The organism is Mycobacterium sp. NGS68 (assembly GCF_059812195.1).
Map to the genome: position 1 here is coordinate 104042 of NZ_JCALCE010000001.1, position 23968 is coordinate 128009.

Sequence of the window (23968 nt, forward strand, 5' to 3'; positions counted from 1 at the left end):
GTCGCGCACGTCTCCCGGGCGTATTAGGCCGTCACGACCCGTCACGAGGTTGTGGCCGCAGCGTCCTGAGGAGCCAGCTGCTCGTACAGGTGTTCCGCCAGACCCCGCACCGTGGTGGTGACGTTCTTCGGGTTCAAGCGTATGCCCGTCTCGGTCTCGATGCGGGTGCGCAGTTCCAGGGCGCCCAGCGAGTCCATGCCGTATTCGGGCAGCGGACGATCCGGGTCGACCGTGCGCCGCAGGATCATCCCGACCTGGTCAGAAACCAGCTGGCGCAGCTTGGCGGGCCATTCTTCCAGCGGCAGCTCGTTGAGCTCGGCGCGGAACTTGCTGTTGCCCGAACTGCTCTGGCCGGCCTGGAACAACTCGAAGAAGCGGCTGCGTTCCGCGAGTGCCGCCAGCCACGGCACACCGATGATCGGCGTGTAGCCCGTGTAGGCGCGGTTGTGGCGCAGCAGCGACTCGAACGCGTAGGCACCCTCTTCCGCGGCGATCGCGGCGCCGGTGCTTTCGGCCACGTCGGTCGCGCGCCCGACCTCAGCCCAGGCGCCCCAGGCGATCGAGGTGGCCGGCAGACCCTGCGCGCGCCGCCAGTGGGTGAAGGCGTCCATCCAGCTGTTGGCCGCCGCGTAGGCGCCCTGACCCGGCGAGCCCAGCAGCGCCGCGCCCGACGAGAACAGGCAGAACCAGTCCAGCGGTTGGTCGCTGGTGGCCTCGTGCAGGTACCACGCTCCGTGCGCCTTCGGTGCCCAGTCGCGGGCCAGCAGCTCGTCGGTGATGTTGGCCAGGGTGGCGTCCTCGACCACACCGGCCGCGTGCAGCACCCCGCGCAGCGGCAGCCCGGTGGCCGTCGCCGCCGACACCAGTCGCTCTGCGGTGCCCGCCTGCGCGATGTCGCCGCACTCCACCACCACGTCGGAGCCGATAGCGCGGATCAGCTCGATCGTCTCGAGCGCCTTTTGGCTGGGCTCGGAGCGGGAGCTGAGCACGATCCGGCCGCAGCCGGCCAGGGCCATCTTCTCGGCCAGGAACACGCCCAGACCGCCGAGACCACCGGTGATGATGTAGGAGCCATCGCGGCGGAAGACCTTGGCCTGGTCCGGTGGCAGCACGACGCTGCTGCGCCCGGTGCGCGGGATGTCGAGGATGAGCTTGCCGGTGTGTTCGGCGGCGCTCATCACCCGGATCGCCGTCGCCGCCTCGGCCAGCGGGTAGTGCGTGGCCTCGGGCATCGGCAGCGTGCCGTCGGCGGTCAACCGGTACACGGTGTCCAGCAGCGTGCGCGTCTCCGCGGGGTGGCTGACCGACAGCAGGCCGACGTCGACGCCGTAGAAGGACAGGTTCTGCCGGAACGGGAACAGGCCCACCTTCGTGTCGCCGTAGATGTCGCGCTTGCCGAGTTCGATGAACCGTCCGCCCAGGGCCAGCAGCTTGATGCCGGCAAGTTGCGCGGCGCCGGTCACCGAGTTGAGCACGATGTCGACGCCGTACCCGCCGGTGTCGCGGCGGATCTGCTCGGCGAACTCGATGCTGCGCGAGTCGTAGACATGCTCGATGCCCATGTCGCGCAGCTTCTGCCGCCGATCCGGGCTGCCCGCGGTGGCGAAGATCTCGGCACCGGCGGCGCGGCAGATCGCGATGGCCGCCTGGCCCACCCCACCGGTTCCGGAGTGGATCAGCACCTTGTCGCCGGACCGGATGCGGGCCAGGTCGTTCAGCCCGTACCAGGCGGTGGCCGACGCCGTGGTGACCGCGGCGGCCTGGACGTCGGTCAGGCCCTCGGGCAACGGGGATGCCAGCCGGGCGTCGCAGGTGACGTAGGTGCCCCAGCAGCCGTTGGGCGACATGCCGCCGACGTGGTCGCCGACCTTGTGGTCAGTGACGTCGGGCCCGACGGCGGTCACGACACCGGCGAAGTCCGTGCCGTTCTTAGGCAGGTGCCCCTCGAAGCTGGGGTACTTGCCGAAGGCGACGAGGACGTCGGCGAAGTTGATGCTGGACGCGGTGACCGCGACCTCGATCTCGCCGGGGCCCGGCGGAACCCGGTCGAACGCAACGAGTTCCATGGTCTGCAGGTCGCCCGGGGTGCGGATCTGCATGCGCATGCCCTGCTTCTCGTGCTCGACGACGGTGTTGCGCCGCTCCTCGGGCCGCAGCGCGGTGGGGCACAGCCGCGCGGTGTACCACTCGTTGTTGCGCCAGGCGGTCTCGTCCTCGTCGGAGCCGGACAGCAGCTGGCTTACCACCTGCTCGGCGTCGGTCTGCTCGTCGACGTCGATGTGGGTGGTGCGCAGGTGCGCGTTCTCGGTGCCGATCACGCGCAGCAGCCCGCGCAGGCCGCCCTGCTCGAGGTTGACCGGGTCGTCGGCCAGCACCGTCTGGGCGTTGCCGCTCACGACGAACAGCCGAGGCGACTCGCCCTCGATCTCCAGCAGTTCGCGGCCGATGCGCACGAGGTGCGCGACGAGGTCACCGCCCCTGAACGCGGCGGTGGCGGCGGCGTCATTGGCCGGCGGGGTCAGCACGACCACACCGGTGTACCCGCTGTTGTCCAGCTGGGCGCGCAACGCCTCGGCGATCGCCGCGTGGTCACCGCCCTGCGGCCACGACACCGTGGACGTCTGCGCGTCCTTGGCCTGCAGCGCCTCGGCCAGCTTGACCGCCATCGCGTCCGCGCTGGCGTCGGCGGAAGTGCTGAGCAGCAACCACTTTCCGGCGCCGGCCTGGTCATTCTCCGGCAGCTTGCGGGGCTGCCATTCGATGGTCAGCAGCCGCTCGTTGAGCACGCGGTTGCGGTTGCCGTGCTCGGAGAACCCGGCGCCGAGCAGCAACCCCTGCACGGCCAGCAGGACCTTGCCCTGCTCGTCGAGCACGTCCACGTCCGCCTCGATGCCCGCGGCGCTGGAGTTGGTCACCCGGATGAAGCAGTAGTGGGCGCTGCGGCACGAGCTGTAGGCGTGCAGGCGGCGCACCCCCAGCGGCAGCATCAGGCCGCCGCTCACCGCGGCCTGCACCTCGGGATGGGCCGCGATGGCCTGGAAGCAGGCGTCCAGCAGGGCGGGGTGAATCGTGTACAGGTTCAGCTGCGAACGGATCGACGGGGGCAGCGCGACCTCGGCCAGCACCGTGTGTTCGCTGGCTTCCGGGTCGGTGACGTGCACCGCACCCAGGCCGGTGAAGGCGGGGCCGTACTGCACGCCGTGCTCGTCGAACCGCTTGCGCATCTCGTCGCCGTCCGCGCCGAGCGGGTGCGACGCCAGCAGGCCGGGGATGTCGTACGGGGCGGGCGGCTCCTCCTCGGGAGCGGTGTGCAGCACGGCCGAGGCGCGGCGGAGGTGGCCAAGCCCCTCCTGCAGCGCTTCCACCTTGAACTCGACGACACCGGGCGAGGCCACCGTCGCGCTGGCCGACACCGGGGTCTCCTCGTCCAGCAGCAGCATCGTCTCGAAGCGCACGTCACGGACCTCGGACTGCTCGCCGAGCACGGTCCGGGCCGCGGCCAGCGCCATCTCGCAGTAGCCGGCCCCGGGCAGGGCGGCCACGTTGTGGATCTGGTGGTCACCCAGCCACGGCAGGGTCGCGGTGCCGACCTCGCCCTCCCACGCGTGCCGCTCCGGCTCCTCAGCCAGCCGCACGTGCGAGCCCATCAGCGGGTGCACCGTGACGCTGAATGCGCCCTGCGAACGGTTGTCGGCCGGGCTGTGCATCAGGGTGCGGTGCGTCCACGCCGACGGCGGCGTGTCGATCAGGCGGCCGTCGGGGTAGGGCACCGAGAAGTCGACCGCGGCGCCCGCGGCGTGAATGTCGGACAGCAGGCCACGCAGCCCGTGCGGCAGCGGCTGCTCGCGGCGCAGGCCGGCCAGGGCGGCCACCGGCATGCCGATGCTGGACGCGGTCTGCTCGACGGCGCGGGTCAGCAGCGGATGCGGCGACAGCTCGGTGAAGACCCGGTAGCCGTCGTCGAGGGCGGCGCGCACCGCGGCCGAGAAGCGCACGGTGTGGCGCAGGTTGTCCGCCCAGTAGCCGGCGTCGCACGACGGCCGTTCCCGCGGGTCGAACAGGGTCGCCGAGTAGTACGCGACACCGGGTGCCTGCGGCTGCAGGTCGGCCAGCAGTTCGCGCAGCTCGGGCAGGATCGGGTCGACCTGCGGGGAGTGCGAGGCCACGTCGACGGCCACCTCACGGGCCATCACGTCGCGGGCTTCCCAGGTGGCGACCAGCTTGCGGACCGACTCGGTGGACCCGGCGACCACCGTGGACTGCGGCGACGTCACCACCGCCACCACCACGTCGTCGATGCCCAGCGCCGTCAGCTCGGACTGCACGCCGAGCGCGGGCAGCTCGACCGACGCCATCGCGGCCGATCCGGCGATGGTGGTCATCAGCTTGGAGCGACGGCAGATGACCTTCACCCCGTCTTCGAGTGACAGCGCGCCGGAGACCACCGCCGCGGCGGACTCACCCATCGAGTGGCCGATCACCGCGCCCGGGATCACCCCGTAGGACTTCATGGCCGCGGCCAGCGCGACCTGCATGGCGAACACGGTCGGCTGCACCCGGTCGATGCCGGTCACCGTCTCGGGCGCGGTCAGCGCCTCGGTCACCGAGAACCCGGACTCGCGCGCGATCAGCGGCTCGAGTTCGGCCACCGTCGCCGCGAACACCGGCTCCTTGGCCAGCAGCTCGGCGCCCATGGCGGCCCACTGCGACCCCTGCCCGGAGAACACCCACACCGGGCCGCGGTCGTCCTGACCCACCGCGGGCTGGTAGGGCTCGTCGCCGCCGGCGACCTCGCGCAGGCCCTCGATCAGCTCGTCGAAGCTGCCGGCCATGACTGCCGTGCGCACCGGCCGGTGGGCACGGCGACGGGCCAGCGTGTAGGCCAGGTCAGACAGCGCCAGCGACTCCCGGTGCTGCTCCACCCAGTCCGCCAGCCGCTTCGCCGTCTTGCGCAGCGCGTCCGCGGAGGTAGAGGACAGCGGGAAGAACAGCGGCGACGCCATCGGGGTGGCGGACTCGTCCAGAACCTTGACCCCGGTCTCCGGGGCCTGCTCGACGACGGCGTGCACGTTGGTGCCCGAGAAGCCGTACGACGACACCGCGGCGCGCCGCGGCGCGACCTTGCCGTTGGTGGTCGGCCACGGCGTAGTCACCTGCGGCACAAAGAGATTGGTCTGAATGGCGGCGATCTCGTCGGGCAGCTGGGTGAAGTGCAGGTTGCGCGGCACCACACCGTGCTGCAGCGACAGGATCGCCTTGGCCAGGCCCAGCACCCCGGAGGTGGACTGGGTGTGGCCGAAGTTGGTCTTCACCGACGCCAGCGCGCAAGGGCCGTCGACGCCGTACACCTCGGCCAGGCTGGCGTACTCGATCGGGTCACCGATCGGGGTGCCGGGTCCGTGGGCCTCGACCATGCCGACTGTGGACGGCTCCACGCCACCGGCCGCCAGCGCCGCGCGGTACGCGGCCACCTGGGCGGACTGCGACGGCGTCGCGATGTTGATGGTGTGGCCGTCCTGGTTGGCGGCGGTTCCGCGCAGCACGGCCAGGACCCGGTCGCCGGCGGTCAGCGCGTCGTCCAGCCGCTTGAGCAGCAGGACCACGCAGCCCTCGCCAGGCACGAAACCGTCCGCGTTGACGTCGAACGCCGAGCAGCGGCCCGTCGGTGACAACATGCCCAGCGCCGATCCGGCGGCGGCCTTGCGCGGCTCCAGCGCCAGCGACACCCCGCCGGCCAGGGCCAGATCGCTTTCGCCCTCGTGCAGGCTGCGGCACGCCATGTGGACCGCGGCCAGACCTGACGAACACGCGGTGTCCACGGTCATCGCCGGGCCGTGCACGCCCAGCGCGTACGCCACGCGGCCCGAGGCCATGCTGAAGCTGTTGCCCAGGAATCCGTACGGACCCTCCAACGCGTTGGCGTCGGCGGCGACCATGGTGTAGTCACCGTGCGTCACCCCGGCGAACACCCCGGTCTTGGTGCCGGTCAGCGCGCCCCGGGTGAGGCCGGCGTGCTCCATGGCCTCCCACGACGTCTCCAGCAGGAGGCGCTGCTGCGGGTCGGTGTTGATCGCCTCGCGCTCGCTGATGCCGAAGAATTCGTTGTCGAAGTCCGCGGGGTTTTCCAGGAATCCGCCCCACTTGCAGACGGAGCGGCCGGGCACGCCGGGCTCCGGGTCGTAGAACTCGTCGGCGTCCCAGCGTGACATCGGGATGACCGTGATCAGGTTGTCGCCGCGCAGCAATGCGTCCCACAGCAACTCAGGTGTGTCGATCCCGCCGGGCAGCCGCAGGCCCATGCCGATCACCGCCACCGGAGTCACACGCAAGTCATCCACGGTCCGTTCCCCTCTTCTTCCCGCCACGCAGGCACGGGACAATCGACGATTTCGATACGACTCGAGCGCTGCGACACTGCAGGTAGATCCGCCCCGATCCCGACAGCGAAGCCAAATGCGCTTGGAGTTCACCAGCAGCCTAACCGCTCTATTCGCTACATGTTGAAAAATCGTGCGGTCGTCCCAAAATATTCTGGTACTCACAGCCGACTCAAAGGCGACGCCCGCCGGACGCCACGCCGCCGCCGAACGCGAGCGTCGCACGTCAGGTGCCATGCGGTTGCCGAATCGCCCCATTAGCCACATGTTTCGCAGGGGGCCCCAGAGTGGCGCTCCACAGATTCGCCTAACGGCGCCAGACAACGAGCGTGACCCAACGGGCGTCGCTGATGTTGGCTCATGCGTGAGACATCGCGGACGTCGGAGAGGTAGTGTGACGCCCTGTGGTTGAGCCCTCCATTCCCGCAATGTTGCGCCAGTGCGTCAATCTGCAACCCGACGGCACGGCATTCACGTTTGTCGATTACGACCGGGATTGGGACGGCGTTCCTGAAACGGTGAGCTGGTACCAGTTATACCGGCGAATGGTCAATGTTGCGACGGAGCTGAAACGGTGTGCCTCGCCGGGTGATCGCGCGGTGATATTGGCTCCGCAGGGTCTGCCTTATATCTATGCATTTCTGGGCGCATTGCAGGCCGGACTTGTCGCGGTGCCGCTTTCGGTGCCGATGGGCGGGGCCACGGACGAGCGCGTCGACTCGGTGATCCGCGACGCGTCGCCCACCGTCATACTCACGACTTCGGCCATCGCAGGCGATATCGCACAACACATTACGCCGCAGCCATTCGAAGCCGCCCCCACGATAATCGAGGTGGACCGGCTCGATCTGGACACTTCGGTGTCGCTGAGCACCCCCGTCGACACCCGGCAGTCGGCCGTGTATCTGCAATACACGTCAGGGTCGACGCGCACCCCGGCCGGCGTCATGATTACGTATGAAAATCTGCTGTCCAATTTCCAGCAATTGATCGCCGGATATTTCTCCTATAACGGCGGCGTGCCACCGGTGGATGGCTTTCTCGTGTCCTGGCTGCCGTTCTACCACGACATGGGTTTGGTGCTGGGAGTGTGCGCGCCGATAATGGCGGCATTTCCCGCGACACTTACCAGCCCGGTCGCATTCCTGCAGCGGCCCGCGCGATGGCTGCATTTGATGGCCGCCAAAGGGCAGGCGTTCTCCGCGGCCCCGAACTTCGCCTTCGAGCTGGCGGCGGCTAAGGTCACCGACGCCGATCTGGCCGGTTACGACCTGGGCGGCATCGGCACGATCCTCAGCGGCAGCGAGCGGGTACACCCCACGACGATTCGGCGGTTCTGCGACCGGTTTGCGCCGTTCAACCTGAGGGAGGCGGCGATCCGGCCGTCGTACGGGCTCGCGGAGGCGACGGTGTACGTGGCGACCAGCCCGTCCAACGAGCCACCCAAGATCGTCGAGTTCGACGCCGACGAGCTGTCCGGCGGGCTCGCCAAGCGGGGCGCCGAGGATGGCGCCACGCCGTTGGTCAGCTACCAGGTGCCGGATTCGCCGCTGGTGCGCATCGTCGATCCCGACACCAACGTCGAGTGCGCCGACGACACCGTCGGCGAAATCTGGGTGCACGGCGACAATGTCGCCGTCGGCTACTGGAACAAGCCCGCCGAAACCGAGCGCACCTTCGGCGGAAAGATCGCCGATCCGTCTGAGGGCACCCCCGAGGGGCCCTGGCTGCGGACGGGCGACTCGGGCTTCATCTCGAAGACTGAGCTGTTCATCATCGGCCGCATCAAAGACCTGCTGATCGTCTACGGCCGCAACCATTCTCCCGACGACATCGAGGCGACGATCCAGGAGATCACCCACGGCCGCTGCGCGGCCATTGCGGTCCCGGCCGACGGCGGTGTCGAAAAGCTGGTCACCATCATCGAATTCCGCAAGCACGGCACCACGCCCGAGGAGGTCACGCGGCGGGTCGGCGAAGTGAAACGTGAAGTCACGGCGGCGATTTCCACCGCGCACGGGCTGACGGTCTCGGATCTGGTCGTGGTGAACCCCGGCGCCATCCCGATCACCACCAGCGGCAAGGTCCGGCGGTCGGAATGCGTAAAGCTGTACCGGCAGAGCAAGTTCAGTCGTTTGGACGCCTGAGAGCTGCGTTCGGGGGCCGAGGCCGCGCGACGGGTGTCGCTTCGAGCGAGCGCTGCCGTGGGGATCTCGAGACTTATTCACACGCGTGCACGCGTTTAGGGAGCCGAGGCCGCGCGACGGGTGTCGCTCCGAGCGAGCGCGGCCACTGGGGACCTCGAGACTTAAACCAGGGCAGCATCACTCGGCGTGTCCTCGCCGACGTTTCAGTGTCGCGCGTTCACCGACTCGCGCCGCCACGCAGTCAGCATCCTCATCACTTCAGCACCTCCTGAGCAGCACCCCGTCCTGAGGCACTAGCGCCCGCGCTGGCCAGCAAGCTAGATGGGGTCAGCGGCTGTCGGCCAGCGCAGCATGCGCCGCGTTGTAACCCGGGGTGAAGGTGATCCCCGGTCCGCCGTGGCACCCCGCGCTGCCCAGGTACAGCCCGCCGATCGGAAGCGGTTGTCCGATAAAGCCTTTCGGCCCCGGGCGGTTCTGACCGATCTGGTCGGGATGCAACAGACCGTGGCAGTAGTCGCCGCCGGGGGCGCCGAACATCACCCCCATGTGTTTCGGGGTGAAGGTGGTGTGACGCATGATGCTGCGCTCGAAATTCGGTGCCAGCCTGGTGATTTTGTCGATCACCCGCTGGCCCATCTCCACCTTCGCCTGCCCGTAGTCGGCGCCGCCCTCGATCGGGAACCACATTGCGAACGCCGACGCGGCTTGCTTGCCCGCGGGCGCCAGGTCGGGGTCATGCACCGACGGGATCTGCAGCACGAGTGTCGGGTCGGCGGGCACGATGCCCCGACGACAGTCCTCCCACTGCTGCTGGACTTCCTCCGGCGTGCAGAAGATGCCGATCGAGGTCTGCATGGCCGGGTCGTTGAGCGCCTCGTAGGGCGCGGCGAATTCGGGCGCCTCGTCCAGGGCGAAGTGCATCTGCAGGTAGCTGCCGCGGTGGTCGATGCCCGCATAGCGTTCGCGGACGTCGGCGGGCAACACCGACGGGTCGATCAGGTCGTTGACCGTCACGTCGGGCGCGAGACCGGAGACGACGATCGGCGCGGTCAGCGTCTCCCCCGCCTCGGTGCGCACCCCGGTGACCTTGCCGTCGGCGACGACGATCTCGGTCACCCTGGTGCGCAACCGAACCTCGCCGCCGTCGCCTTCCAGCCGTCGGCACAGGTGCGCGGTGAGGGCGCCGATGCCGCCGCGTAGCTTCTTCATCTGCACGAAGTCGCCGGAGGGGATGCCCAGTCCGAAGGCGAGCGCGGCGGCGCTGCCTGGCGTGGCCGGCCCTCGGTACAACGTGTTCACGGCCAGCACGGTCATCGAACCGCGGATGGCGGCATGCTTCTCGCGGTCCGGGAAGTAGCGGTCCAGCACGTCGGTGACCGAGCCGAACAGCATGTCGTCGATGGCGGAGCGTTCGAATTCGTTGGTGGCGCAGGCGTACATCTCGTCGAAGGTCTTGGGCAGCGTCCCGGCCTCGAACCTGCCCAGCGCCCGCGTCGGCGCCTGGCTCCAGGCCAGCAGGCCCGCCATCCCGTTGACGGCCTCCGCCCCGTGCACCTCGTTGAGGTGCGCGAACATCGTCATCGGGTCGGTGTACTGGATCAGCGGATCGTCGCCGACGCCGCGCAGCGCCACCGACATCACTTCTTGCTCCACTGTCGGCAACGTATCCAGGCCCAGCGCCTCGATCACCACCGCCGACGTCGGGAACTGCACCGAGCCGGCGATCTCGAACTGGTACCCGTCGAAAAGTTCCACGGTGGACGCCATCCCGCCGGCGTAGAGCTTGGCGTCCAGGCACAGCGTGCGCAGTCCGGCCTGCTGCAGCAGCACCGCTGCGGTCAGCCCGTTGTGCCCGGCGCCCACAACGATGGCGTCAAACGCGGTTTCAGACATCTCGACCTCCCAGGGATGCAGGCTGACACGCGGTCAAAGTTTTGTCAATTATGACGAAACTTCCGATGGCACTGGGCTGACCCAAGCATCCGAGATCCCGGCGCGCAGCGCCTCGAGCGCTACGTGAGTCACCCTGGCCAGCTCACCGAGCGAGCGGTCGTCGCCGACCATCCACGCATCCATCGCACCGAAGACGGCGGCCGCGATACACCGGGCGGTCACGGTGACGCGCAACCGCCCGTCGGGCTGCTGGTCCGGGGCGCAGCTACGTCGGTGCAGCTGCGCGGCGATGGCGTCGGCAAGGTCGGCCTGCACGTCCCGGATGTGGCGGACGATGCGGCTCGGGTCAAGTTCACCACCGCGCAGCGCGGCGATTTTCGTCACGGCCTCAACGTCATACGGGAACGCGAAGATCGCCGCCTGGACCGAATCGATGACGGGTTCGTCGGCCGGTCGGGCGTCCAGCGCCGTGCGGAACCAGGTCAGGCCGGTGTAGTCGGCAAACAACAGGTCGTGCTTGGAGGCGAAGTGGCGATAGAAGGTCCGCAGCGACACCCCGGCGTCCGCCGCGATCTGCTCCGCCGACGTCTCCTCGACCCCCTGGGCCAGAAAGCGCACTGCCGCGGCCTGCCGCAGTGCCTCGCGGGTGCGTTCACTGCGCGCGGTCTGCGCCGGCTTCACCATCGTCGTAACTTAGCAAGAAAAGTTTTGACAACGTTGACAAAACTTTGGGCCCGGCGTCAGACTGCGGCCATGATGTCGCTCATCACCCACGCGGTCCTCGGGATCGCCGTCATCGCTTGGATCGTCAAATCCAACCCACAGGTCTACGCCAAGCCGGCCAACGCGCCGCTGTTCTCGCCCCTGGAAGTCGTCTACTACGTCGTCGGCGTCGCGTCGGTCGCGCTGGGCTGGTACTTCAACATCCGCTTCGTCCGGGAGTACTCGCCGCACGGCCCGCACAACCCGATCTGGGGCCCCGGCAGCTGGACGCAGTACATCCAGCTGATGTTCACCAACCCGGCCGCGGGTTCGGCGGGTCAGGATTACACGATCGCCAATGTCATTCTGCTGCCGCTGTTTTCGATCATCGACGGCTATCGGCGCGGCTTCAAGCGGCCCTGGCTGTTCTTCGTGTCCAGCCTGTTCACCAGCTTCGCATTCGCATTCGCGTTCTACTTCGCCACCATCGAGCGCCAACGCCGGCACGAGCAGGCGCGGGACAAGGTCGGCGTGTAGCTACCCGGGTTTGGTGGCACTAACCGACCGGTTCCAGCACCTCGGCGCCGACGAACGGCACCAACGCCGCGGGCACCCGCACGCTGCCGTCGGGCTGCTGGTGGTTCTCCAGGATCGACACCAGCCAGCGGGTGGTGCCCAGCGTGCCGTTCAGGGTGGCGGCGGTCTGCGGCTTGCCGTTCTCGTCGCGGTACCGGGTCGCCAGCCGGCGCGCCTGGAAGGTGGTGCAGTTCGACGTCGACGTCAACTCGCGGTAGGTGCCCTGCGTCGGCACCCACGCCTCGCAGTCGAACTTGCGTGCGGCCGACGAGCCGAGATCGCCCGCGGCGACGTCGATCACCCGGTACGGCACCTCGATGCGCGCCAGCATCTCCCGCTGCCAGCCCAGCAGCCGCTGGTGTTCGGCCTCGGCCTCCGACGGCTCGCAGTAGACGAAGCCCTCGACCTTGTCGAACTGGTGCACCCGGATGATGCCGCGGGTGTCCTTGCCGTAGCTGCCCGCCTCGCGCCGGAAGCACGACGACCAGCCCGCGTAGCGCAGCGGGCCGCCGGACAGGTCCAGGATCTCGTCGGAGTGGTAGCCGGCCAGGGGCACCTCGGAGGTGCCGACGAGATAGAGGTCGTCGGCCTCGACCCGGTACACCTCGTCGGCGTGGGCACCCAGGAACCCGGTGCCGGCCATCACCTCGGGGCGCACCAGCACCGGCGGGATCATCGGGATGAAGCCGTTCTCGATGGCCAGCCGCAGCGCCAGTTGCAGCAGCCCCAGCTGCAGCAGCGCGCCGCGGCCGGTCAGGAAGTAAAACCGCGAGCCCGACACCTTGGCGCCGCGCTGCATGTCGATCAGGCCCAGCGATTCGCCGAGCTCGAGGTGGTCCTTCGGGTCCGGCAACCGCGGCGGGTCGCCGACCATCTCGAGCACCGCGTAGTCGTCCTCGCCGCCGGCCGGCACCCCGTCGATGATGACGTTGCCGATCGCCATGTGCGCCGCCGTGAACGCCGACGCCGCGGCGGCCTGGTCGGCTTCGGCGGCCTTGACCTGCTCGGCAAGCTCCTTGGCCCGCGCCAGCAGCGCCGGACGGTCGTCGGGCGACGCCGCGCCCACGCTCTTGCTGGCGGCCTTCTGTTCGGCGCGCAGCGTGTCGGCGCTCGATATCGCCGCGCGGCGCGCGGCATCGGCCGTCAACAGCGCGTCCACCAGCGCCGGGTCTTCCCCGCGGCTGAGTTGGGAGCGACGGACGGCGTCGGGGTCCTCCCGGAGCAACTTCAGGTCGATCACGGCCGCAAGATTACTTTCGGTCCGGCGCCCGGGTGACAGGGCGTCCCGGCGGGCAGAACCGCAGGTATCACATCTGCAACATTCGTAACGCGGTTTGACCTGCCCTGTCAGAATGGAACGGATGTCGGATTTGCTCGAGGACCGCGAGGAACCTCAGGACGAACTGCTCCCAGCAGCCAGCTCCTCTGCCGAAGAGGCGGAGCCAGCGGCCGCGGAGCCGCCGGCCGGGTTCCAGTGGCCAAGCACGCTGGCACCTGCGGCGACCCGACGGGCGCTGCTGCTCACCGCGCTGGGTGGGCTGCTGATCGCCGGGTTGGTCACCGCGATCCCTTCCGTCGGCACCGGCTCGGGGCGGCTCGCCGGCCTCGACAGCAACCCGGTGCCCAGGACCGGGGCCAAGGGCAACCCCGCGTTCGCACACGCCGCCAGCGGTAGCTGCCTGATGTGGCCGGATGGCTCGCCGGATTCCGCGGCGATCGTCAATTGCAGCGAGGATCACCGGTTCGAGGTCGCCGAGTCCGTGGACATGCGGACCTTCCCCGGCTCGGAGTACGGGCCCACCGCGCCGCCGCCGTCGCCCGCCCGCATCCAGCAGATCACCCAGGAGCAGTGCGAGGCCGCGGTCCGCAACTACTTGGGCACCAAGTTCGATCCCAACAGCAAGTTCACGGTAAGCCTGCTGTGGTCCGGTGACCGGGCGTGGCGCCAGACTGGCGACCGCCGGGTCCTGTGCGGCCTGCAGCTGCCCGGGCCCAATAACCAGCAGCTCGCCTTCAAGGGCAAGGTCGCCGACACCGACCAATCCAAGGTGTGGCCCGCCGGCACCTGCTTGAGCATCGACCTCGTGACCAACCAGCCGATCGACGTCCCGGTGGACTGCGCCGCACCCCACGCGATGGAGGTGACGGGCACGGTCAACCTGGCGGAGAAGTTCCCCAACGCGCTGCCCGCCGAGCCCGACCAGGACGGGTTCATCAAGGACGCCTGCACCAAGATGACGGAGGCCTACCTCGCGCCGATCAAGCTACGCACCACCACCCTGACGCTTATCTACCCGACGGTGTCGATGCCGAGCTGGGCGGCGGGCAGCCGGTCGGTCGCATGCAGCATCGGCGCGACGCTGGGCAACGGCGGATGGGCCACGCTGGTCAACAGCGCCAAAGGCGCGCTGATGATCAACGGCCAGGCTCCGGTGCCGCCGCCCGACATTCCCGAGGAGCGGCTCAACCCGACGCCGATCCTGCCGCCGGTCCAGGGCCCCGCACCCCAGCCGCAGCAGCAGCAGACCACCGCCCCGACGCCGGCGGCCCCGCCGGGCAATCAGCACCTCCCCGGGCAGCCGGCGATCCCCTCCCCTGCCCCGCAGGCGCCGCCCGCCCAGGCCCCGCCGCCGGCCCAGGCCCCGCCGCCGGAGGCTCCCCCGCCCGCCGAACCGCCACCGGGGAACTGACCGGGTGGCCGTGCGGATGGACCCCCAGCGGTTCGACGAGCTGGTTTCCGACGCACTCGACCTGATCCCGACCGGGTTGACCGACGCGATGGACAACGTCGTCGTCCTGGTCGAGGACCGGCACCCGGACGAGGATGACCTGCTGGGGCTCTACGAGGGCGTGGCGTTGACCGAACGCGACTCGGACTACGCCGGCACCCTGCCGGACGCCATCACGATTTACCGCGAGGCGCTGCTGGACGTCTGCGACTCCGACGACGAGGTCGTCGAGCAGGTTGCGATCACGGTGATCCATGAAATCGCCCACCACTTCGGGATCGACGACGACCGGCTGGACGAGTTGGGCTGGGGCTGAGCCCCGCCCCACCCCGCCCCGCCTCGCCCCGCCCCGCCCCCCCCGCCGAGCGTCGGGTTAAGGCACGGTTCCCGGCCAGAAGCGTGCAACAACCCGACATTCGGTCAAGCGGGACCCACACTCGGCGCGGCATCCCGGACTTGTCGGGACCCGGTGCTATGAACGGCGTATGGGTAACGGTTGCCGCGACTGCCGGGAAGGCCTAGAGCACTGCCACGGCACCATCATTCATCACGTCCTGGGCCGCTCGGAGTGCACCGAGCCGGGCTGCGAAAGCCCCGAACTGTTCCTGCACACATTCGTCGTCGACTGCGATGCCGTCGGCTGTGAATGCGGCGTCGTGTCGATCGCGCTGGCGGTCTGAACAGCCCGAAGAGTCAACCCATCGGGTCGGTGCCCGACGTCACCGCATCGGTGACCGGCGCCGATTCGGGCTGCGGGTAGAACGGCGGCGTCAGTGATCCCCAGCGCACGCAACTCCACCGCCCGTCGGTGATCGGGGACAGCACCACCGACTCGGCATTGCCCAGATGGTTGTCCAACGCGAAGTTGGCGTCCACCCCGGCCAGCACGGCGGAGGCCAGCCGAATGACGGCGCCGTGGCTGACGACGACGATGTCACCCGTCCAGTCGCGGTCGTCGAGGTAGCGCAGCCGCAGATCGGTGAGCACGGGCACGTAGCGTTCCAGCACGTCGTTGGCCGTCTCGCCGCCGGGCAGCGGCACGTCGAGCTCACCGTGATGCCAACGCTCGTAGATAGCGTTGAACTCGGCGACCGCGTCGTCGTCGTTGCGGTTTTCCAGTTTTCCGACCTGCACCTCGTGGATGCCCTCGAACTCCTGGGCCGCCACATCCAGCTGGCCGCCGATCACCGCCGCCGTCTCCGACGCCCGGATGGCCACCGAATGTGCGAGCAGGGCCGGCCGCTCCCAGCTTTGGGCGAACGCCCTGGCCTGGTCGCGGCCCAGCGGCGTCAGCGAGGCGCCCGGCGGACGGGTGTCCAACCTGCGATCGACGTTGCCGTAGGACTGGCCGTGCCGCAGCAGCACCAGGCGGCCGCTCACGCGCCGGCCCCCTGGCCGCCCGCCCGTAGCCGCGTCAGCCAGCGCGCGGCCTCGTCGGCCGGTGGCGGTTGCGCCCCGGCGGACGACCCCGTCGGCCAGGAACCCAGGTATCGCACATCGGCACAACGACGGTGCAGCGCCATGAGTGCCTCGGCGACGGCGCCGTCGTCGATGTGGCCGACGCAGTCCACGAAAAACAGGTATGTGCCGAGCTCGGTGCGGGTGGGCCGGGACTCGATCCGGGTGAGGTCGATGCCGCGGATGCCGAATTCGGCGAGCGCCGCCAGCAGCGCTCCGGGTGCATTCTCGATGCGCAACACCGCCGACGTGCGGTCCGCCCCGGTGCGGGCGGGGGGCGGCCCCGGCCGACCGACGAGGAGGAAGCGGGTGCGGGCGCTGGCCTCGTCGACCACATCCTCGGCCAGCGCCGCCAGCCGGTAATGGGTGGCCGCCAACGGTGAGGTGACCGCGGCGTCGGCGTGCCCTTCGGCGACCTGGCGCGCCGCGTCGGCGTTGGAATACGCCGGCCGCAGCTCGGCATCCGGCAGGTTGGCCGCCAGCCATTGCCGCACCTGCGCCTGCGCCACCGGGAAGGCCGCCAGCGTGCGCACGTCAGCGCGCCCATTGCCGGGTCGCACGACGATGCTGAAGGCCACGTCCAGCGTCGTCTCGGCGAAAACCTGCAGCGGGGAGCCACTGGACAGGCTGTCCAGGGTGGGTGTCACCGACCCGTCGATCGAGTTCTCGATCGGCACGCAGGCGTAGTCGGCCGAACCGTCACGCACGGCGTCCAGCGCGGCCGGGGTGCTCGCGATCGGAGAACGTTGCACCGCCTCCGGGCTGCCGCCGGGGATCAGGCCGGCGGCTGTCATCTGCAGCAGGGCGGCCTCGGTGAACGTCCCCTCAGGACCGAGGTAGGAGATGCGGGCCACGACCACAACACTAACGGCGCTAACCGACTCGAAGCCTTGCGGTTCCGCCCCGACCTAAGTTAACTTAGGCTTACCTAATCCAAGGGAGGTAATGGTGTTACCGGTCACAAGTCCCGCGCCGACGACCGCAGAGCGCATCCGCACCGCCTGCGCCCGCGCCGGCGGTGCGCTGCTGGCCGTCGACGGCGAGGACCCCGTCCCCACGCCCGTACATCATTTGCTCTACGACGGCTCCTTCGCGGTCGCGGTTCCACTCGATCGCGCCCCGGTGGAGTGCGGATCGCAGGCGCTGCTGGAGCTGACCGACTACGCGCCGCTGCCGATGCGGGAACCGGTCCGTTCGCTGGTGTGGGTCCGTGGCGACCTGCGTCAGGTCCCGCCCGGAGCGGTGGGCAAGCTGCTGGACCTGATCGCCACCGAGCACCCTAATCCGGCTTTGCTGCAGATCCAGACGCCGCGGTCCGCTCCGCCCGCCGCGGACGAGACCCGCTACACCCTGCTGCGGCTGGAGATCGCGTCCGTAGTGGTCACCGACGCGACCGGCGCCGAGCCGGTCAGCCTGGCGGACCTCCTGGCGGCCCGGCCCGACCCGTTCTGCGCGGTCGAATCGACTTTGCTCTGGCACCTGACCACCGCCCACAATGACGTGGTCACTCGACTGGTCTCCAGGCTGCCGACACCGCTGCGCCGCGGCCAGGTCCGTCCGCTGGGCCTGGACCGCTACGGCGTGCGGTTTCGCATCGAGGGCAATGACGGCGACCACGACATCCGGCTGCCGTTCCACAAGCCGGTCGACGACATGAACGGGCTGAGTCAGGCCATCCGCGTGCTGATGGGCTGCCCGTTCCTGAACGGCCTGCGCGCCCGCCGGTAGCCCGCCCCGCGGGGACATTTCAGCAAAATTTTTGCTGTTGAGGGCCGCGCAGCACGTACCTTATCCGGGTGACCGGTGATCGATCACCGCAGTTTCCGTGGTCCGAACGGCCGGAGGCGCCGCAGGTGATCCGCCGCGACGGCGGCCCGGGGCGGCCGCCGATCGACCGGACCGAACCACTGCGCCGGGTCCCCGCGGCGCCACCACCGCCACCGGCGGCACGGCCCCCGGCACCGCCGGCGCCCCCGTCCGCCCCGTCGCCCCCCAAGCACTACAAGCGGCGCCGTCGCCGCTGGGGCCGCAGGCTGGTACGGACGCTGCTGACCGCGGCGCTGCTCGCCGTTCTGGGCGCCGTCGGCGTGGGCGCGTGGGTCGAGACGTCACTGCATCGCACCTCGGCGCTGGCGGACTATCCCGAGCGTCCCGCGGCCGGCCGCGGGACGAACTGGCTACTCGTCGGCTCCGACAGCCGCCAAGGCCTGACGGCCGAGCAGCAGGCCGCGCTGGCGACCGGCGGGGACGTCGGCAACGGTCGCACCGACACCATCCTGTTGGTGCATCTGCCCGAGGTCGGGTCCGACATCCCACCGACGATGGTGTCGGTCCCCCGCGATTCCTTCGTGCCGATCCCGGAGCACGGCAGGGACAAGATCAATGCCGCCTTCGCCGTGGGTGGGGCGCCGCTGCTGATCCGGACGCTGGAGCAGGCCACCGGGCTGCGCATCGACCACTACGCCGAAATCGGCTTCGGCGGTTTCCCCGCGCTGGTCGATGCGTTGGGCGGGGTCACCGTGTGCCCCCACGAGGCGATCGACGACCCGCTGGCCGGCATCCATCTGCCGGCGGGCTGCCAGCAGCTCAACGGCGGCACCGCACTCGGCTACGTGCGCAGCCGCGCGACGCCACGCGCGGACCTGGACCGGATGATCCACCAGCGGGAGTTCATGTCCGCGCTGTTGCACCGCGCCGCCGGCCCGGCGGTGTGGCTGGATCCGCGGCGCTGGTATGCGGTGCCGCATGCGGCGATCGGCGCGCTGACCGTCGACCACGGTGACCATGTCTGGGACCTGGCCCGGCTCGGCTGGGCCCTGCATGGAACCCCCACCGCCTTGACGGTCCCGATCGGCGAGTTCACCAACAGCGACGTCGGCTCGGTGGTGGTGTGGGACCACGACGCGGCGCGCAAGCTGTTCGCCGCACTCGAGACCGATGCACCGGTGCCGTCCGGGCTCGACGCGCACGAGTAACTCGGCAATTCAGAGTTAGGCAAACCTGGCCTTAAAAGGCCGCGGAATTTGTTAGGAAAACCTTTCCTGACTAAGGCCCGCCTTCTTTGCAAACCGCGTTTCACCTGCGATATCCTGCTTTACATGAGCGATATTGACGGTCCCAAGACGAAATTCCATACGCTATTGCAGGAACAGATTTACAACGACTTCACCGCGGCACAGCAATACGTGGCAATTGCTGTTTATTTCGATGGTTTCGACCTGCCGCGATTGGCGAAGCTCTTTTACGGCCAGGCGGTCGAGGAGCGCAATCACGCCATGATGCTGGTGCAGCACCTGCTCGACCGGGACATCCGCGTGGAGATCCCGCGGGTCGACGCGGTACGCAACCAGTTCGACCGCCCGCGGGACGCCCTGGCGCTGGCGCTGGACCTGGAACGTGGCGTCACCGAGCAGGTCAGCCGGCTCGCGGCGGTCGCCCGCGACGAGGGCGACTACCTCGGCGAGCAGTTCATGCAGTGGTTCCTTCAAGAGCAGATCGAAGAGGTGGCGCTGATGACCACGCTGCTACGCGTTGCCGACCGCGCCGGCGCCAACCTGTTCGACATGGAGAACTTTATCGCCCGCGAGGTGAACGGAGCGCCCAGCGGAGCGGCGGCCCCGCGAGCCGCCGGCGGGCGCCTGTTACCGAATTAACCGCTGCCCGCGACGGTGTGCCCGTCCTCCAGCCAGGCCTTGCTGCGCCCGGGGTAGTTGGTGCCGATCCAGGCCACCCCGACGTCCCGGCAGAAGTCGATGTCCTCGTACTCATCGACGGTCCAGCAATAGACCGCTCGCCCCTGTGCGGCCGCCCGGTCCACCAGTTGCGGGTATTCCCGCAGGGTCCCGATCCACGGGCCGACGGCCGTTGCGCCGACTGCGGTGGCGGCGGTGCTGGCCAGGTATCGGGCGTTCTTACCGAGCAACACCGTCGGTAGCATCGGCGCGGCCCGCCGGATCCGCCAGACCGCGGCCGCCGAGAAGGACATGACCACGGCCCGGGAGAGGTCCGCGGAGGCCGGCGAGGCGATGCCGAAGCGGTGCAGCAGCGCCAGCAGCTTGGTTTCCACCAGCGAGCCGTACCGGACGGGATGCTTGGTCTCGATGAAGATCTTCACCGGCCGGTTCCAGTCCAGGACCAGCGCAACCAGGGCGTCGAGCGTCAGCAGGCTGGTGTCGCCGTGCGCACCGTCGGCGCGCCAGCTGTCGTGCCATTCGCCGTACTCCAGCTCGCTCATCTGAGCCAGCGTCTTCGTGCTGACCAAACCGTCCCCGGTCGACGTCCGGTCCAGGCGGCGGTCATGCACGCACACGAGGTGGCCGTCGCGGGTCAACCGGACGTCGCATTCGACACCGTCGGCGCCCTCTTTGAGGGCGAGGTCGTAGGCGGCCAGGGTGTGCTCGGGCAGGGCGGCCGAGGCCCCTCGGTGGGCGACCACAAAGGGGTGCCCGGCGAGCACCTCGTCGGCCCACGTCATACCACTATGCTGCCGGTTCCTGCCCGTCCAACTCAACCGGAGCGGCCGACGTCGGCGCGGCGGGCCGGGACGCGCCGTCTTTGCCCACCACCACCCAGCGGTGCGTGGGCCGCGCGATCGGCTTGCGCTCGAACCCTTCGAAGACCTTGGCCACCGAGGCCACCGTGGCGGCCGCGAACAGGTAGGCGAAAACCATCCAGACGGTGTTGTTGGCGATGCCCTGGGCGTCGCTGGCGCGGCTGGTGAGAATGGCGCAGATGGATACCGCGTCGCTCACCACCCAGACCAGCCACCAGCGGACGATGGGTTTCTGCAGCCTGTCATAGTGCTTCTCGACTGTGGCCAGTTCGATGACGTAGACCGGCGCCCAGAACAGGTTGACCAGCGGGATCAGGCATCCGAGCCAGAGCGCCCTCGGGGAACGGTGATCCGGAACCCCATAGTGCGCAAACGCGGCGGCGCGGCGCGCGATCAGCCACCGGACCAGCACCACCGAGTACAGGATGAACACGACGACCGCCGTCACACTGGCGAGGATGCCGAGCCAGTCCGCGGCGAACGCCACCAACGAGGGCAGCAAGATGCTGCGGTTGACGATCAACAGCACATAGCGCAGGACGTACACCAGCGCGATGATGCCGAGCGCCAGCACGCTCAGGAACAGCGTGGTACGCACCGTCGGCGCCGACGGCCCTTTCACGGCGGGTGCCTGCGCCGGCGCCGCGGCGGCCTGCTCGACACGGTCCGCGAGTCCCCAGCGCGGTATCACCGCGTAGTGCGGCGTCGGCCCCAGGGGGCGTCGGCGACGGCGCTGGGGCGGCGCGGCGCCGGGGCGTACCGCGATCCACCGAAAGCCCGGCTGCAGACGCGGCGCCGGGCGTTGCTGCCAGCCGGCGGGAGGCCTGGGCGCGGCGGACGTAGGGACGGCGGCGGTGGGCGCGGCGGCGGTGGGCGGACCACCATGGGTGCTCCAGCGTGGATCGGCCCCCGGGACCTCCGCCAGGGGCGCCATCAGCGCTCCCCGGCAGCGCGGGCACCACTCGCGGCGCTTCTCGCGCACGTTCCACCGAGTGCCGCACTGGGAGCACACCTGGATCACCGGACCACTCTAGCGCCGCGCGTCCGGGAGCTGTCCGCAACGCGACTCAGCTACCGTCGGCTATCCACAGTTTCCACAGGTTTATGCACAACTGGCATCGGGGTATCCGGCCCATCGAAACAGCCTCTACCGGGGTAGTCCTGTCAGCAGCTGTGGATAACCTGGTGCTGTTCAGGCGTGCCCATAGACAACTCATACAGGTAGCTGAGCGAATGGATCGTCGCGCTAACAATTGCAGACGCGCCGAGTCCGCAGCGCCGCGTCACGACACCACCCGGCTCTGCGCCGGGGTCAGCGCACTCCCCCGAAACCGCAGGTCAGAGCGCGATTTCTGGACAAGTTTCGCGGGTCCTCTCGAACGCGTTATGATCGCGCACACAGAATTTCGTTGTGACCCACCTCACGGCCCGGGCGCGGGCGACGGGGTGGTCGTTCAGGTGAGGGGCATGTGATGGCCACGCATCCGTTCGGTCGAGGGTCGGCTGCCTCGTCGAACTCGTATTCAGGCTCCCCCGCGTGGAGCCAGAGCTACGGCGTCGCCGCCCTCCGCGCCGCGCTGATCGCCCTCGCGCTGTTGGCGATTCTCGCGATCATCGTTTTGTCCTGACTTCTCGCAGCACTGACTGACTGCGTTCACCGCGCGGATGGTGCCCTCGAGCACACCGTGGGCACAGGCTGAGCGCCACCACCGCAGACTCGCCACCGCGCGCCGTCGCCAGCAGCTCCTCAACGGCCATCCTTGCGGTGCGCGCGGTCTTAGAGCAGGGTTGATTATGGTCGGCCGTCCCAGTGGCGGCATCCGCGCGAAAGACGCGTCACGCGATCAACCAGGATCAACGAGAAAGATCACGAAGGAAGGAATGCCGTGGCTGAATACACCCTGCCCGACTTGGACTGGGACTACGCAGCGCTGGAACCGCACATCTCCGGTCAGATCAACGAAATCCACCACACCAAGCACCACGCCACCTACGTCAAAGGCTTGAACGACGCCGTCGCCAAGCTCGAGGAGGCGCGCTCCAAAGAGGACCACTCCGCGATATTCCTCAACGAGAAGAACCTGGCCTTCCACCTCGGCGGTCACGTCAACCACTCCATCTGGTGGAAGAACCTCTCGCCGAACGGCGGCGACAAGCCGACCGGCGATCTGGCCGCCGCCATCGACGACCAGTTCGGGTCGTTCGACAAGTTCCGCTCTCAGTTCAGCGCGGCAGCCAACGGCCTGCAGGGCTCGGGCTGGGCGGTGCTGGGTTACGACACCCTCGGCGGCCGGCTGCTGACCTTCCAGCTCTATGACCAGCAGGCCAATGTGCCGCTGGGCATCATTCCGCTGCTGCAGGTCGACATGTGGGAACACGCCTTCTACCTGCAGTACAAGAACGTCAAGGCCGACTACGTCAAGGCATTCTGGAACGTGGTCAACTGGGCCGACGTGCAGGCGCGGTATGAGGCCGCTACCTCGAAAACCAACGGATTGATTTTCGGCTGAACGCCAACACCCAAGTCGGCTTGGGCGTCGCGCGGAAACGCGCGGCGCCCTTTGCCTTTTCACGGGTTTGTATTTCGAAATTGTGAACGTGGCCACGCCACTGCCGTGTCGGGTTGCAAGGTGCCAAAACCCCGCGCATGCTTGATCATTCGAGCTAGGATTTGTACGAGCTACCGGCGTGGATACTTCGGATGGAGACGTCGCGGAGGGCGAGATGGATGCTGGGTCAGGTAGGCCTATAGGGGTTGCTCCCTTTCATTCTCGTGGTGCCCTGAAAGGGTTTGTGATCTCCGGACGTTGGCCCGATTCGACAAAGGAATGGGCGCAACTATTAATGGTCGCCGTTCGGGTCGCTTCCCTGCCCGGATTGCTATCCACCACAACGGTGTTCGGCGCTCGCGAGGAATTGCCCGACGAACCCGAACCGGACACCGTCGGCCTGGTGTTGGCCGAGGGCACCGTCTTCGGTGAATCCGCCATCCAGCCGGGATATTTCGCCGACCACCAGCCGCCGGCGCTGCTGATGCTGCATCCACCGTCGGAAACGACGCCGTCGTTGCCGGAATGCACGGGAGCCGCGTCGGGCTGCGTCCTGCTGCCGGGATTGCCGTATCTGGGCCTGGAGCACCGGGCCGCCTGGGTGGAAGCCGAGGCCGACGGCACCATCACGTCGATGGTGAGCCGCGTCGGCGTCGATCCGATCAGCCACCCGGACACCGCGATTCTGGCGATGCTGCTCGCCGCCTAGAAGGCGGACGGCCGAGCGTCGTCGGCGTATCGAGGCGGGCACGCGGCGCCCTACGCGACGCGGGGAGCGCCGCCCGCTGTGCAAACTCGGCGGCGGCCCCGGACGCGCGCGACGGGCGCCGAAACCGAGGCTCAGCAGGGTCAAAGACGGCCCCGCGACGAGCGACGACGCCGACCGCTGCCGCCATCCTCGGCGTCAAATATTTCTCAGAAGTAACTCACAAGTGACCGGTGGTCGGCCCCGCGCAGGTTGGGCGTTTTGCGAGGTCTGCTAAGA

Annotated in this window: 18 protein-coding genes and 1 pseudogene; 11 read left to right on the forward strand and 8 right to left on the reverse strand. The window is 68.9% G+C overall.

The genetic code is table 11. The annotated features are described in order from the left end of the window. Window positions 1-41: 41 nt before the first annotated feature. A complete protein-coding gene (gene pks2, locus AC5Y5V_RS00460; protein WP_499930479.1) occupies window positions 42-6380 on the reverse strand; it encodes a sulfolipid-1 biosynthesis phthioceranic/hydroxyphthioceranic acid synthase in 6339 nt (2112 codons plus the stop codon). A 425-nt stretch (window positions 6381-6805) separates the two neighbouring features. Between pks2 and AC5Y5V_RS00465 the strand changes: the two genes are divergently transcribed. Then, a complete protein-coding gene (locus tag AC5Y5V_RS00465; RefSeq protein ID WP_499931083.1) occupies window positions 6806-8524 on the forward strand; it encodes an AMP-binding protein in 1719 nt (572 codons plus the stop codon). A gap of 327 nt (window positions 8525-8851) precedes the next feature. On the opposite strand, the gene AC5Y5V_RS00470 is transcribed toward AC5Y5V_RS00465, so the two are convergent. Together AC5Y5V_RS00470 and AC5Y5V_RS00475 are read right to left on the reverse strand one after the other, a co-directional pair. After that, window positions 8852-10417: a phytoene desaturase family protein gene (locus AC5Y5V_RS00470; protein WP_499930480.1), complete on the reverse strand. Its 1566-nt coding sequence runs from the start codon at window positions 10415-10417 to the stop codon at window positions 8852-8854. A gap of 48 nt (window positions 10418-10465) precedes the next feature. Beyond that, the gene (locus AC5Y5V_RS00475) at window positions 10466-11101 is read right to left on the reverse strand and encodes a TetR/AcrR family transcriptional regulator (protein ID WP_499930481.1); all 636 of its coding nucleotides are present in this window, start codon (window positions 11099-11101) and stop codon (window positions 10466-10468) included. Window positions 11102-11170: 69 nt separating this feature from the next. Here AC5Y5V_RS00475 and AC5Y5V_RS00480 point away from each other — a divergent pair, with 69 nt between their 5' ends. Then, window positions 11171-11656: a DUF2834 domain-containing protein gene (locus tag AC5Y5V_RS00480; RefSeq protein WP_499930482.1), complete on the forward strand. Its 486-nt coding sequence runs from the start codon at window positions 11171-11173 to the stop codon at window positions 11654-11656. A gap of 19 nt (window positions 11657-11675) precedes the next feature. Here the strand turns inward: AC5Y5V_RS00480 and serS are convergent, their stop codons facing one another. Further along, a complete protein-coding gene (serS, locus tag AC5Y5V_RS00485; RefSeq protein WP_499930483.1) occupies window positions 11676-12935 on the reverse strand; it encodes a serine--tRNA ligase in 1260 nt (419 codons plus the stop codon). Window positions 12936-13047: 112 nt separating this feature from the next. Here serS and AC5Y5V_RS00490 point away from each other — a divergent pair, with 112 nt between their 5' ends. The 3 genes and pseudogenes from AC5Y5V_RS00490 (at window position 13048) to AC5Y5V_RS00500 (ending at window position 15104) form a co-directional block, all read left to right on the forward strand. Next, entirely contained in the window at window positions 13048-14385 is a 1338-nt protein-coding gene (locus tag AC5Y5V_RS00490) for a septum formation family protein (protein ID WP_499930484.1), read from the forward strand. A gap of 4 nt (window positions 14386-14389) precedes the next feature. Next, window positions 14390-14787 (forward strand): annotated as a pseudogene (locus tag AC5Y5V_RS00495) (metallopeptidase family protein); the annotation flags it as partial. Window positions 14788-14909: 122 nt separating this feature from the next. Beyond that, entirely contained in the window at window positions 14910-15104 is a 195-nt protein-coding gene (locus AC5Y5V_RS00500; RefSeq protein WP_499930485.1) for a hypothetical protein, read from the forward strand. Between the two features lie 13 nt (window positions 15105-15117). Here AC5Y5V_RS00500 and AC5Y5V_RS00505 read toward each other — a convergent pair whose 3' ends face one another. After that, a complete protein-coding gene (locus tag AC5Y5V_RS00505; protein ID WP_499930486.1) occupies window positions 15118-15804 on the reverse strand; it encodes a histidine phosphatase family protein in 687 nt (228 codons plus the stop codon). Then, window positions 15801-16736, reverse strand: a complete 936-nt coding sequence (pheA, locus tag AC5Y5V_RS00510) for a prephenate dehydratase (protein ID WP_499930487.1) — start codon at window positions 16734-16736, stop codon at window positions 15801-15803. Before pheA ends, AC5Y5V_RS00505 begins: the two co-directional genes overlap by 4 nt. A gap of 94 nt (window positions 16737-16830) precedes the next feature. On the opposite strand from pheA, the gene AC5Y5V_RS00515 reads away from it, so the two are divergent. The 3 genes from AC5Y5V_RS00515 to AC5Y5V_RS00525 all read left to right on the forward strand — a co-directional run bounded on the left by AC5Y5V_RS00515 (window position 16831) and on the right by AC5Y5V_RS00525 (window position 19535). Further along, the gene (locus tag AC5Y5V_RS00515) at window positions 16831-17610 is read left to right on the forward strand and encodes a DUF2470 domain-containing protein (RefSeq protein WP_499931084.1); all 780 of its coding nucleotides are present in this window, start codon (window positions 16831-16833) and stop codon (window positions 17608-17610) included. 68 nt (window positions 17611-17678) lie between these two features. After that, window positions 17679-18857, forward strand: a complete 1179-nt coding sequence (locus AC5Y5V_RS00520) for an LCP family protein (protein ID WP_499930488.1) — start codon at window positions 17679-17681, stop codon at window positions 18855-18857. A 123-nt stretch (window positions 18858-18980) separates the two neighbouring features. Further along, window positions 18981-19535 carry a ferritin gene (locus AC5Y5V_RS00525; protein WP_499930489.1) on the forward strand — a complete coding sequence of 185 codons (555 nt, stop codon included), beginning with the start codon at window positions 18981-18983 and terminating at the stop codon, window positions 19533-19535. On the opposite strand, the gene AC5Y5V_RS00530 is transcribed toward AC5Y5V_RS00525, so the two are convergent. After that, the gene (locus tag AC5Y5V_RS00530) at window positions 19532-20356 is read right to left on the reverse strand and encodes a glycerophosphodiester phosphodiesterase (RefSeq protein ID WP_499930490.1); all 825 of its coding nucleotides are present in this window, start codon (window positions 20354-20356) and stop codon (window positions 19532-19534) included. The two genes, AC5Y5V_RS00525 and AC5Y5V_RS00530, sit on opposite strands and share 4 nt — an antisense overlap. Before the next feature lie 4 nt (window positions 20357-20360). After that, window positions 20361-21455: a DUF4328 domain-containing protein gene (locus tag AC5Y5V_RS00535; RefSeq protein WP_499930492.1), complete on the reverse strand. Its 1095-nt coding sequence runs from the start codon at window positions 21453-21455 to the stop codon at window positions 20361-20363. Window positions 21456-21906: 451 nt separating this feature from the next. Between AC5Y5V_RS00535 and AC5Y5V_RS00540 the strand changes: the two genes are divergently transcribed. The 3 genes from AC5Y5V_RS00540 (at window position 21907) to AC5Y5V_RS00550 (ending at window position 23692) form a co-directional block, all read left to right on the forward strand. Next, window positions 21907-22062 (forward strand): hypothetical protein, encoded by a 156-nt coding sequence (locus tag AC5Y5V_RS00540; RefSeq protein WP_499930493.1) that lies wholly within the window; start codon window positions 21907-21909, stop codon window positions 22060-22062. 258 nt (window positions 22063-22320) lie between these two features. Further along, the gene (locus AC5Y5V_RS00545) at window positions 22321-22944 is read left to right on the forward strand and encodes a superoxide dismutase (RefSeq protein WP_499930494.1); all 624 of its coding nucleotides are present in this window, start codon (window positions 22321-22323) and stop codon (window positions 22942-22944) included. Between the two features lie 214 nt (window positions 22945-23158). Next, on the forward strand, window positions 23159-23692 hold the full coding sequence (locus tag AC5Y5V_RS00550) for a peptidase (RefSeq protein ID WP_499931085.1): 534 nt from the start codon (window positions 23159-23161) through the stop codon (window positions 23690-23692). Window positions 23693-23968 lie beyond the last annotated feature (276 nt).

What these genes read in the sequence shown, in the direction of transcription:
- AC5Y5V_RS00540 (WP_499930493.1), top strand. Translation starts at nt 21,907, where the DNA reads ATGGCCACGCATCCGTTCGGTCGAGGGTCGGCTGCCTCGTCGAACTCG.
- AC5Y5V_RS00480 (WP_499930482.1), top strand. Translation starts at nt 11,171, where the DNA reads ATGATGTCGCTCATCACCCACGCGGTCCTCGGGATCGCCGTCATCGCT.
- AC5Y5V_RS00475 (WP_499930481.1), bottom strand. Translation starts at nt 11,101, where the DNA reads ATGGTGAAGCCGGCGCAGACCGCGCGCAGTGAACGCACCCGCGAGGCA.
- AC5Y5V_RS00530 (WP_499930490.1), bottom strand. Translation starts at nt 20,356, where the DNA reads ATGACGTGGGCCGACGAGGTGCTCGCCGGGCACCCCTTTGTGGTCGCC.
- AC5Y5V_RS00525 (WP_499930489.1), top strand. Translation starts at nt 18,981, where the DNA reads ATGAGCGATATTGACGGTCCCAAGACGAAATTCCATACGCTATTGCAG.
- AC5Y5V_RS00550 (WP_499931085.1), top strand. Translation starts at nt 23,159, where the DNA reads ATGGATGCTGGGTCAGGTAGGCCTATAGGGGTTGCTCCCTTTCATTCT.
- AC5Y5V_RS00500 (WP_499930485.1), top strand. Translation starts at nt 14,910, where the DNA reads ATGGGTAACGGTTGCCGCGACTGCCGGGAAGGCCTAGAGCACTGCCAC.
- AC5Y5V_RS00470 (WP_499930480.1), bottom strand. Translation starts at nt 10,417, where the DNA reads ATGTCTGAAACCGCGTTTGACGCCATCGTTGTGGGCGCCGGGCACAAC.
- AC5Y5V_RS00490 (WP_499930484.1), top strand. Translation starts at nt 13,048, where the DNA reads ATGGAACGGATGTCGGATTTGCTCGAGGACCGCGAGGAACCTCAGGAC.
- AC5Y5V_RS00465 (WP_499931083.1), top strand. Translation starts at nt 6,806, where the DNA reads ATGTTGCGCCAGTGCGTCAATCTGCAACCCGACGGCACGGCATTCACG.